Raw genomic sequence first — 10,086 nt, forward strand, 5'->3', positions numbered from 1 at the left:
GCGACGCCCTGGCGGCCGAACGGCAGGAGCGGGCCACTGCGATGGCCGCGGCCCGCGAAGAGGTCGGCGCACTGAACGCCCGGATCACCGCGCTGACGGATTCGCTGCACCGCGACGAGGTGGCCAAGGCGCAGGCCGCGATGCGCATCGAACAGCTCGAGCAGATGGTGCTCGAGCAGTTCGGCATGGCCGCCGACGATCTGATCGCCGAGTACGGGCCGGAGGTGACGCTGCCGCCCTCGGAGTTGGAGATGGCCGAATACGAACAGGCCAAGGAGCGCGGCGAGCAGGTCACCGCGCCGGCGCCGATGGTGTTCGACCGTCCCACCCAAGAGCGGCGAGCCAAACGGGCCGAGCGGGAACTGGCCGAACTGGGCCGGGTGAACCCGCTGGCGCTGGAGGAGTTCGCGGCTCTCGAGGAGCGCTACAACTTCCTGGCCACCCAGCTCGAGGACGTCAAGGCCGCCCGCAAGGATCTGCTCGACGTGATCGCCGACGTGGACGCCCGGATCCTGCAGGTGTTCGCCGAGGCCTACGCCGACGTCGAGCGTGAATTCGAGCAAGTTTTCGCCGCCCTGTTCCCCGGGGGCGAGGGCCGTCTGCTGCTGACCGACCCCAATGACCTGCTGACCACCGGCGTCGAGGTCGAGGCCCGGCCGCCGGGAAAGAAGGTCAAACGACTCTCGCTGCTGTCCGGTGGGGAGAAATCACTGACCGCCGTGGCCATGTTGGTGGCCATCTTCCGGGCGCGCCCGTCGCCGTTCTACGTGATGGACGAGGTCGAGGCCGCCCTCGACGATGTGAACCTGCGCCGGCTGATCGGGCTGTTCGAGCAGCTGCGGTCGCAGTCGCAGCTGATCGTCATCACCCACCAGAAACCCACCATGGAGATCGCCGACGCGCTGTACGGCGTCACCATGCAGGGCGACGGCATCACCACGGTGATCTCCCAGCGGATGCGCGGCGAAGAGCTGGTGTCCACCGCTACGTCGTAGCGTCGTCGAACTGGTTGCCGCTCAGTCGGTTTCGGCTGTGAAATGCTGCTGCACCAGCTGGCGGGCCAGTGGGGAGTCGTCCAGCACGTCGACCAGCAGGCCGGCCAGTTCGTGCACCGCCGCGGTTTCGACGTCGCGAGCGGCCAAGACCGCGGCGATCCACTGGGCGGTCTCCGAGACCGGCCGGGTGTCGCCGGTGAGCAGCGCCGCGGACAGCGCATGCAGTGCCTGATTCAACGTGTCGGCGGCCAGCGCCGCCGGCGCCGGGGCCAAATCGGCGTGGCGGGTCACCGACCAGCGCTCGGCAAGGTTCGCCACGAGCGCGCCGTGATGCAGATCCAGTAGCGCCTGTTCGGTCACCGCTGCCGCGGGTAGGTCGGGGAGCGGACCCACGACCGGGGGCAGCGCCATCATCGTCACCACCGCGGCATGGGCGTCCGAGGCCCACGCGGTCGCGCCCAGGGCGTGCGCCCGGGTGGCGTCCGAGCCGAACGCCGGACCTCCCACCAGCGTCGGAACCCCAGCCGCGGCGGCCGCCTCGATGAACCGGCGGGTGGTCGGCAGCGCCCCGAGCACCGAACAACTGATCGCCACCGCGTCGGGACCCAGGTCGGCAATGTGCTGGCTGAGTCGCATCGGCGAGGTCGCCGCACCCAGCACGGTGGTGTCCCATCCGTTGGCGCGCAACGCGCACGCGATGATCATGGCCGGCAGTTCGTGCCATTCGCGCTCCGCGCACGCCACCAATACCGATCCGTTGCCGGCCGGCAGCGACTCGACGTGGTCGGCCACCGCGCGGGTCGCGGCGACCGAGATCGCCGTGCAGGCGTGCTCGTCGGCCACCGTCCACTCGTCGCGCTGCCAGCGCAGGCCCACGTCACGCTGGGCGGCGGCCACCACCTCGGTCAGAATCGACACCGGGTCGACGCCGTCGGTGAGTAGCCGGGTCACCACGCGGGTGGCCGCGGTGCGGTCCCTGGCGGCCAGCGCCTGCTGATACTCCGAAAGCCGGCTCAGGTCTCGCACGTCACCGCCAGCAGCGCCATGTCGTCGTGGGGATCACCGTCGAGATACTCCAGCACGTCGCGTTCGACCGCCTCGCAGATCACGTCGCCGCCGGCACCGGCATAGGCGGGCAGCATCGCCAGCAGCCGCGGAACGCCGTAGAGGCGGTCGTCGCGACGGGCCTCCTCGACACCGTCGGTGAACATCAGCATGGTGTCGCCGCGCTGGAGTCGGACCGCGGTGGGGTGGTACGGCACACCAGGTTTCACTCCCGCGGCAATCCCGGCGACGTCGACCTGCTCGACGTGGCCGCCGGCGCGCACGATGATCGGGCCGGGATGTCCGGCCGCGGCGACGTCGGTGTCGGCCCACTGGCCGTCCGGCCCCGTCCGCACCCGGACACAGAGTGCGGTGACGAAGCCGCTGGCATTCTGCTCGCACAGCACCGAATTCAGCGCGCCGAGTACGCGGTCTGGGCGGCGATCGAAATAGGCTGCGGTGTGGACGGTTTGGCGAGCTTGTAACGTCAAGGCGGCGGAGTCCACGCCCTTGCCACACACGTCGCCGAGAACGGCGAGCACGTCCTCGCCGTCGCCGACGACATCGTAGAAGTCGCCGCCGACCTCGAGGTGTTCTACCGCGGGCCGGTAGCGTGCGGCGATCTGGAAACCTTGGAGGCGGGGAAGTTTCGGCGGCCGCAGGGTGCGTTTGAGCACGGCGGCCAACTCGCCGCGCTCTTCGTAGATCCGCGCGGAGTCCAGCGCGACGGCGGCCGTCGCCACCAGCCGTTCGGCCTCGCCGATGGTGGCGGGGTCGAACCGTCGGCCCGCTGTGCGGGCCAGGACCATCGCGCCCAGCGTCGTGCCCCGCGCCGTCATCGCCAACACCAACACGTCGACGGGGCGCAGCGAGGCGAGTTCCTCGGCCAGCCCGGGATGCCGCAGCCGGGTGGCGATGTCGTGTGCGGATTCGTCCATGCCGATGATGCGGTGGACCCGCTGTCCGGTGCGCAACACCTGATCCAAACCCCGCTCGGTGGCCGACGACCGCGGGATGACGGTACCGAATGACACGTTGTCGCCGCCGTAGAGCGCCAGCCCGCCGGTGCGGTGCTCGGGCATGGCCACCAGCCCCCAGTCCGCGAGCCCAGGCCGGACGGAGCGCAGCAGCTGCAGCACGGTTCGTTTTAGGTTCAGCGATCCGTTCAGCGCAAACTCGACCTCGTCGGCGTCGCGGTGCAGCACACCAGGTGCGGGCTCGTTTGCCATCGACTCCACGCTAGCGGCCGCTGTGTGGGCGCGTGCGGACCCGGGGCGATCCCGTGCCGTCGGCTACTGTGGACAGGGGTTCAAGCAGCAGCCTTTTCCGACATGTTCCTCGCCCGCCGGGGCGAACTTTCGTCGAAGGGCAGCTGTGGACGCATACGAACCCCACCAGCGGTGGCTGGGTACAACGGCCGTTGTCAGCGCGTCGGGGGCCCTGGACCTGCTGACCTCGCCGGCTCTGGGGAAACTTCTGACCAGCACCCTCGAGCAGAAGCCGGGTGGGGTGATCGTCGATCTGACCGATGTCCGCTTTCTCGGCTCGGCGGGCATGCAGGTGCTGGTGGACGCCCATGAGATGGCGACCCCGGACATCGGGTTCGTGGTCGTCGCCGACGGGCCCGGCACCAGCCGGCCGCTCAAGCTCGTCGGTCTGACCGAGGTATTCGACGTCGTCGCGACCCTGCAGGCGGCGACCGAGCTGCTCAGCTGACGGCCACCGGGTCACCCGGTTGTCCAGGGGTGGCGCAGACCGGCCGCGCGCCCTGAAACAATGGCACGGTGTCAGAGGGTCTCTGGATCGCCATCGCGGTCATCGCCGTCCTGGTCGTCACTGCGCTCGTCGTCGGTCTGGTTCGATTCCGGCGGCGTCAGATCAGTCTGCGCCCCAGCTCCGAGACTCCCACGCCGATCGACCGATCTGGCGGCTACACGGCGTCGTCGGGCATCTCGTTCAGCCAGTCCACCAGCCAGTCCACGGTGGACACCACGGGATTGCCGGGCGTCGGCGACGACGCGGCCGTGCCCCGCGATTCGGTCAAGCGACCGATCGCCGATGTCCGGCTGCCCGAGCCCCCGGTCGTCGAGGAGTCGCCGGCCGAGGATGTCGAGGTCGCCGAGCCCGAGGCCCCCGCGCCGGTCGAGCCTGAAGCTCCAGCGCAACCGCCGGCACCGGCGATCGAGGCCATCGCACCGGCCGAAGGCCGCCTGGAGCGGCTGCGCGGACGGCTGGCCAAGTCACAGAACGCGCTGGGCCGCAGCATGCTCGGCCTGCTCGGCGGTGGCGACCTCGACGAGGCGTCCTGGGAAGAGGTCGAAGACACCCTGCTGATCGCCGACCTCGGTCCGGTGGTCACCGCCTCGGTGATCGAACAGCTGCGCAGCCGGTTGGCCAGCAGCACCGTTCGCACCGAAGCCGATGCCCGCGCGGTGCTGCGCGAGGTGCTGATCGCCGAACTCAACCCTGGTCTGGACCGGTCGATCAAGGCACTGCCGCACGCCGACAAGCCGTCGGTCCTTCTGGTCGTCGGGGTCAACGGAACCGGTAAGACCACCACCGTCGGCAAGCTGGCCCGCGTGCTGGTGGCCGACGGGCGCCGGGTCGTCCTCGGCGCGGCCGACACGTTCCGCGCGGCGGCCGCCGATCAACTGCAGAGCTGGGCATCGCGGGTCGGCGCCGAGGTGATCCGCGGCGCCGAGGGCGCCGATCCGGCCTCGGTGGCCTTCGACGCGGTGGACAAGGGCATCGCCGCCGGCGCCGACGTCGTGGTGATCGACACCGCCGGGCGACTGCACACCAAGACCGGTCTGATGGACGAGCTGGGCAAGGTCAAGCGGGTGGTGAGCAAACGCGCGGCAGTCGACGAGGTGCTGCTGGTGCTGGATGCCACGATCGGCCAGAACGGACTGGCGCAAGCGCGGGTGTTCGCCGACGTCGTCGACATCACCGGGGTGGTGCTGACCAAGCTCGACGGTACGGCCAAGGGCGGCATCGTGTTCCGCGTTCAACAAGAGCTCGGAGTGCCGGTCAAACTGGTCGGATTGGGCGAGGGCCCCGATGATCTGGCGCCGTTCGAGGCGGGCGCATTCGTCGACGCGCTACTGGGCTGAGGGACCTGCAGATCGCAAGATACACCGGTTTGCTGTGACCGAAAAGTCACGGTTATGCCTGGTGAAACACGAGCGTAACACCTCTGGTGCGTCCGTTCACTTCACTGAAACGAAACAGAATCCTCGACGAAACCGCTGCCCACGAACCTTCTCGTGATGCCGACTAGTTCGGCGCACTTCCCAAAGGAGGTTCACACAAAGTGCTCTCAGCCTTACCCCTTGGATTACCCGATGACGTGTTCAAGCCGTTTGGTCCGGATGGCCTGAGCGCGGGCGATACGGCGTGGGTGATCGCCGCGACGGCCATGGTGTTGTTCATGACACCGGGCCTGGCGTTCTTCTACGGCGGGCTCTCGCGCCAGAAGTCCGTCCTCAACATGATGATGATGTCGTTCGGCTCCCTCGGGCTGGTCAGCATCATCTACGTGTTGTGGGGCTACTCGATGTCGTTCTCGTCGGCACACACCGGAGAAAAAGACATCGCCGGCATCTTCGACAATCCCTTCTCGTTGTTCGGTGTCTATCAATTGATGGAGACCAAGGACCTCGGGAATGACTCGACCGGATATGTGTCGGGTGGATTCGGCACGGTTCCGGCGATCATCTGGGTCGCCTTCCAGCTGACCTTCGCCGTCATCACCGTCGCCCTGATCAGCGGCTCGGTGGCGGAGCGGATGAAGTTCGGCACGTGGCTGGTCTTTGGTGGACTCTGGGTCACCATCGTGTACTTCCCGCTGGCCCACATGGTTTGGGGCGGCGGCCTGCTGTCGGGCTCGGGTGAGGGCATCGCGGCCAAGATCTTCGGTGTGAACGAGGAAGGCACGGCCAACGTCGCGCCCATCGACTTCGCCGGTGGAACGGTCGTTCACATCAACGCCGGTATGGCCGGGTTCGTCCTGGCGATCCTGCTGGGTAAGCGCCTCGGCTTCGGCAAGACCGCTTTCCGCCCGCACAACGTCCCGTTCGTCCTGCTCGGTGCGGCCATCCTGTGGTTCGGCTGGTACGGCTTCAACGTCGGCTCCGAAGGTGCCGCCGATGCGCTGGCAGGTCTGGTGTTCGTCAACACCACCGCGGCCACCGCCGCGGCCATGATGGCGTGGCTGCTGGTGGAGCGGATCCGCGACGGCCACGCCACGAGCGTCGGCGCGGCCTCGGGTATCGTCGCCGGTCTGGTGGCCATCACGCCCGCTTGCGGTGCTCTCTCGCCGATCGGGTCGATCGGGCTGGGCGCGGTCGCGGGTATCCTCTCGGCGCTGGCCATCGGACTGAAGTACAAGTTCGGTTACGACGACTCACTCGACGTCGTCGGTGTGCACCTGGTCTCCGGCCTGTGGGGCACGATCGGTATCGGGTTCCTTTCGGTGGAGAGCGGCCTGTTCTATGGTCACGACTACAAGCAGCTCGTGGTGCAGATCGTCATCGCCTTGGCGGCAGTGATCTTCACCGCAGTCCTTACCGCGATCCTCGCCTTCGTCGTGAAGCCGCTGGGTTGGCGGATCTCCAAGGAGGACGAGGATGCCGGCATCGACTCGACCGAACATGCCGAAACTGCTTATGAACTCGTCTGATCGGGAACAATCGACCGTGTCTTGGAAGGGAACGAAATGAAACTGATCACGGCGATCGTCAAGCCGTTCACGCTGGAAGACGTCAAGACCGGGCTCGAACAGACGGGTATTCTCGGAATGACCGTCAGTGAGGTCCAGGGATATGGACGTCAGAAGGGTCACACCGAGGTGTACCGAGGCGCGGAGTATTCCGTCGACTTCGTGCCGAAGGTCCGCGTGGAGGTCGTTGTCGATGACTCCGCCGTCGACAAGGTCGTGGACGTCATCGTCCAGGCCGCACGGACCGGCAAGATCGGTGACGGCAAGGTGTGGGTCAGCCCGGTGGAGACCGTTGTACGGGTCCGCACGGGCGAGCGGGGGTCCGACGCTCTCTGACGCATCCGATGTGACGTCTTCTTGCGGCCACACCGAATGAGCGTTAGTTGGCGTCGGTGAGTGGGAGGACTGAGATGACAAACCAATCAAGAGATTCCGCCGCCGGCGCTTCCCGATGGGAGGCACCGGCGGCGGGCTCCTTCAAACCCGCCAAGGATCTGGCGCGGGCCTCCCAGCAGCTGTTGGAAGGTGGTCAGCGCCAACTCGATTCGGCCGCTCTGCGCGACGCCCTGCTTGATCTGCACGAATTCTGGCTGTCCACCAAGGCCACCGAGATCGGCATCACCGCGACCAGTGGTTTCGCGATCGTCGCCACCGGCGGACTGGGCCGCCGGGAGTTCGTCCCATACTCCGACCTCGACCTGATGCTGCTGCACGACAACATGCCAGCCGACATAGTCACGCAGGTCGCCGAATTGCTCTGGTACCCGTTGTGGGACGCCAATATTCGCCTCGACCACAGTGTTCGCACCGTGCCGGAGGCCCTCACCGTGGCCAGCGAGGACATCTCGGCCGGGCTGGCCATGCTCGAGGTCCGGCACATCGCCGGCGACTCCGAACTGTCGCAGCTGCTGATCGGCGGGGCCCGGCGCCAGTGGCGCACCGGAATCGCCTCCCGGTTCGACGAACTGGTCGAACACACCCAGGCGCGCTGGCAGCGCAGCGGCCAGATCGCGCACCGCGCCGAGCCGGACCTGAAATGCGGGCGCGGCGGGTTGCGGGACGTCCAGCTGCTCAACGCGCTGGCGATCGCCCAGCTGGCCGACGTGTATCCGAGCCAGTCCCTGGCATCCCCGACCGGATCGCTGGGCGGTGCGCATCTGGCGCTGCTCAACGTGCGGACCGAACTGCATCGGACCTCCAAACGCGGTCGCGATCAGCTACTGGCGCAGTACGCCGACGAGATCGGCGCGGCGCTGCGGATCGGCGACCGATTCGACCTGGCCCGGGTGCTCTCCGACGCGGCGCGCACCATCAGCTACTACGTCGATGCTGGGTTACGCACCGCCGGCAATGCCCTTCCCAAGCGCGGACTTTCGGTGTTGCGCCGGCCGGCGCGCCGACCGCTCGACGAAGGGGTGGTCGAGTTCGCCGGCGAGGTGATCCTGGCCCGCGACGCCCGCCCGGAGCGCGATCCGGGCCTGATCCTGCGGGTCGCCGCGGCCTCGGCCACCACCGGCTTGCCGATCTCGGGCTCGACGCTGAGCCGGCTGGCCGCCTCCGCGCCCGAGCTGCGCACACCCTGGCCCCGCGACGCGCTCAAGGACCTGCTGGTGTTGCTGGCGGCCGGACCGACCACGGTGGCATGCGTCGAGGCGCTGGACCGCACCGGACTGTGGGGGCGGCTGTTCCCGGAGTGGGGGGCCGTGCGCGACCTTCCGCCCCGCGACGTCGTCCACATCTGGACCGTCGACCGCCACCTTGTCGAGACCGTCTCGCGGGCAAGCGCTTTCACCACCCGCGTGTCGCGGCCGGACCTGCTCGTGCTCGGCGCCCTGCTGCACGACATCGGCAAGGGCCGCGGCGGCGACCACAGCGTGATCGGCGCCGACCTGGCCGTGCAGGTCGGCACTCGGCTGGGCCTGTGGCCGTCGGACATCGACATCCTGTCCGCGATCGTGCGCTACCACCTGTTGCTGCCGGATACCGCGACCCGGCGTGATCTGCAGGATCCGCAGACCATCGCCGGTGTCGTCGATGCACTGGGCGGTGACCCGGTGCTGCTCGAGCTGCTCGACGCCCTGGCCGAGGCGGATTCGCTGGCGACCGGGCCCGGGGTATGGGGTGACTGGAAAGCCTCACTCATCGGCGACCTGGTCCGGCGGGTCCGGCTGGTGCTGGCCGGCGAGCCGCTGCCGCACGCGGATCCAATTGACCCGCATCACCTCTCGCTGGCCACCGATGGTGGGGTACACGTCGAGATGACGCCGGGGGACAGCGCCCACACCTACAACGTGGCGATGATCGCCCCCGACCGGCGGGGCTTGCTGTCAAAAGCGGCCGGTGTGCTCGCGCTCAATTCACTGCGGGTGCATTCGGCCTCGGTCAACAGCGCCGAGGGATCGGCGATCAACACCTTCGTGGTGTCGCCGCATTTCGGCGCGCCGCCGGCTGCGGAGCTGCTGCGCCAGCAGTTCATCCTGGCGCTGGGCGGTGAACTCGACGTGATCGCCGCGCTGGAGAAACGCGAGCGGGACGCTGCGCAGCAGGGCGCCGGGCGGGTCGGGGAGCACAAGCCGGCGGTGCCGATCAACGCCGTGCCTGCGCCGCCACGCATTCTGTGGCACGACGGCAGCGGGGAGGGACAGCTGATCGTCGAGATCCGCACCACCGACCGCACCGGCCTGCTGGCGCTGCTCACCGGGGTGTTCGAACGGGCCGCGGCCGACATCGCCTGGGCCAAGATCACCACCCTGGGCTCGTCGGTGGTCGACGCGTTCGGGATCTCGGTGCAGGCGCCGAACTCCGTGGCCGACGTGCGCAAACAACTCGAGCGCGAACTCTATGCGGTGCTGCCCGCTCCGCCGCCGGCCAAGCCGGTCGAAGAGGCCAGTTAGTCCCTGCGTCGAGCGGCGCGACCCGATGGCGCACAAGTTCACCACGGGTTCACGCGGGTGAACGCCGGTCGTGCACCGGGAGAACGCCGACCCGTGGTTTGCGTGGCGTATCAACTGTGTTCACCTCGCGGGGCGCCACGCTGAGCATCGTGAGCAAACGACCGGTGCAGACGGGGCGGAAACCCTTCCCGGCCCCTCGGAGCGCGAAACATGTTCTGCGCGTGCAGGAGCGGAGCGTTTCGGACGAAGGCGAGCACCGGTGTGTCGGCGCTACTGGTAACGACGACGACCAAGGGAGCCGTCACCTCGAGTTGTCGCAACGATCGGTGATCGGGCGGTTCATCGAGGCATCGAAAGCGGCTTCCGAACGGTTTGAACGCCGATTCAGGCCCAGGTAATCTCCGGTCGTCCGGGGGGAGGCACGGCGAAAAAG

Annotated in this window: 8 protein-coding genes; 6 read left to right on the forward strand and 2 right to left on the reverse strand. The window is 68.2% G+C overall.

Features of this window, described 5'->3' with window-relative positions:
- Positions 1-995: AAA family ATPase (locus tag MSZK_RS16990; RefSeq protein WP_158230597.1), on the forward strand; the 995-nt coding region annotated here is incomplete at its 5' end.
- 21 nt (positions 996-1,016) lie between these two features.
- On the opposite strand, the gene MSZK_RS16995 is transcribed toward MSZK_RS16990, so the two are convergent.
- Together MSZK_RS16995 and MSZK_RS17000 are read right to left on the reverse strand one after the other, a co-directional pair.
- Positions 1,017-2,021, reverse strand: coding sequence for a B12-binding domain-containing protein (locus MSZK_RS16995; RefSeq protein WP_233211356.1), 1,005 nt, complete (start codon positions 2,019-2,021; stop codon positions 1,017-1,019).
- Positions 2,009-3,268 carry a PP2C family protein-serine/threonine phosphatase gene (locus MSZK_RS17000; RefSeq protein WP_099249983.1) on the reverse strand — a complete coding sequence of 420 codons (1,260 nt, stop codon included), beginning with the start codon at positions 3,266-3,268 and terminating at the stop codon, positions 2,009-2,011. The genes MSZK_RS16995 and MSZK_RS17000 overlap by 13 nt, the downstream gene beginning before the upstream one ends.
- 145 nt (positions 3,269-3,413) lie before the next feature.
- On the opposite strand from MSZK_RS17000, the gene MSZK_RS32645 reads away from it, so the two are divergent.
- The 5 genes from MSZK_RS32645 to MSZK_RS17025 all read left to right on the forward strand — a co-directional run bounded on the left by MSZK_RS32645 (position 3,414) and on the right by MSZK_RS17025 (position 9,653).
- Positions 3,414-3,755 (forward strand): STAS domain-containing protein, encoded by a 342-nt coding sequence (locus MSZK_RS32645; protein WP_199203377.1) that lies wholly within the window; start codon positions 3,414-3,416, stop codon positions 3,753-3,755.
- A 68-nt stretch (positions 3,756-3,823) separates the two neighbouring features.
- A complete protein-coding gene (ftsY, locus tag MSZK_RS17010) occupies positions 3,824-5,152 on the forward strand; it encodes a signal recognition particle-docking protein FtsY (protein ID WP_099249855.1) in 1,329 nt (442 codons plus the stop codon).
- A gap of 236 nt (positions 5,153-5,388) precedes the next feature.
- Positions 5,389-6,720: an ammonium transporter gene (locus MSZK_RS17015; protein WP_099249856.1), complete on the forward strand. Its 1,332-nt coding sequence runs from the start codon at positions 5,389-5,391 to the stop codon at positions 6,718-6,720.
- A 36-nt stretch (positions 6,721-6,756) separates the two neighbouring features.
- Positions 6,757-7,095 (forward strand): P-II family nitrogen regulator, encoded by a 339-nt coding sequence (locus MSZK_RS17020; protein ID WP_005148837.1) that lies wholly within the window; start codon positions 6,757-6,759, stop codon positions 7,093-7,095.
- Positions 7,096-7,169: 74 nt separating this feature from the next.
- Entirely contained in the window at positions 7,170-9,653 is a 2,484-nt protein-coding gene (locus tag MSZK_RS17025; protein WP_099249858.1) for a [protein-PII] uridylyltransferase, read from the forward strand.
- The last annotated feature ends 433 nt before the right edge of the window (positions 9,654-10,086 follow it).

This window comes from Mycobacterium sp. shizuoka-1 (genome assembly GCF_002723835.1).
Classification (GTDB): domain Bacteria; phylum Actinomycetota; class Actinomycetes; order Mycobacteriales; family Mycobacteriaceae; genus Mycobacterium.

What these genes read in the sequence shown, in the direction of transcription:
- MSZK_RS17020 (WP_005148837.1), top strand. Translation starts at nt 6,757, where the DNA reads ATGAAACTGATCACGGCGATCGTCAAGCCGTTCACGCTGGAAGACGTC.
- MSZK_RS17025 (WP_099249858.1), top strand. Translation starts at nt 7,170, where the DNA reads ATGACAAACCAATCAAGAGATTCCGCCGCCGGCGCTTCCCGATGGGAG.
- MSZK_RS17000 (WP_099249983.1), bottom strand. Translation starts at nt 3,268, where the DNA reads ATGGCAAACGAGCCCGCACCTGGTGTGCTGCACCGCGACGCCGACGAG.